At 54.1% G+C, this 773-nt stretch carries 1 protein-coding gene; it reads right to left on the minus strand.

What is annotated here, in order from left to right; all coding sequences use genetic code 11:
* Nucleotides 1-522: cupin domain-containing protein (locus Q7C20_RS26710; RefSeq protein ID WP_375071187.1), on the minus strand; the 522-nt coding region annotated here is incomplete at its 3' end.
* Between the last annotated feature and the right edge of the window lie 251 nt (nucleotides 523-773).

A 773-nucleotide genomic window follows, 5' to 3' on the forward strand; every position in this document is an offset into this window, starting at 1 on the left:
GCGAAAGCGATGCGGCTCGCGCGAGTTGAACAGATAGGCATCTCCCGCCTTCAAAATCCGCGCGTTGTCGCCAACAGTCACTTCAAGCTCACCCGCAATCACGATGCCCCCCTCGCTTGCAGGGTGGCAGAGCATTTCTTCGCCCGTATCTGCGCCCGGTTCATAGGTTTCATGCATGATTTGCAGCCCATGTTCCCGCGCATTGCCGACCTGCTTCAGCGCCATCTGCCCTACGGGTTCCCCATTTTCGGAGTAGATGCGTGAGGTGAGGTCTTTGAATTCATCAGGGGTAAAGAAGGGCGCATTGCTCGGCGCGGCCTCAGGCTCAAAAAACTCAGACATCGAAATGTCCAAGCCGCCCAGAATCTTGCGCAGCGTGGCGACGGAGGGACTGCTCTTATTCGTTTCGACCATGGAGATTTGACCATGGGGAACATCTGCCGCTTCGGCAAGTTTGCGCTGCGAAAGCCCTTGATTCATGCGAAGTTCACGAAGGCGAGCCCCCACGTCGAAACCTGTCATATGCTGTTCTCACTGATGATATCTGTCGAAAGCTACCGCATCTAAGAATGAGATAAAAGCATTGGAGTGTTCAAAATAATGAGCTATTGATGATCAATATTCGCTATTCAGGAGGGCTGACGATGTCACGCAGCGAGGAATTAAAAACACGGCGCACGGCAGCGGTCGCCAGTGGTGTGGGCACCCGCGGTATTTATGCAGAACGTGCGGAAAATGCCGAATTGTGGGATGTGGACGGCAAGCGCTACATC

Origin of the sequence: Pseudomonas sp. AMR01, assembly GCF_041946035.1 — a bacterium.
GTDB classification, from domain to species: domain Bacteria; phylum Pseudomonadota; class Gammaproteobacteria; order Pseudomonadales; family Pseudomonadaceae; genus Aquipseudomonas; species Aquipseudomonas antarctica_B.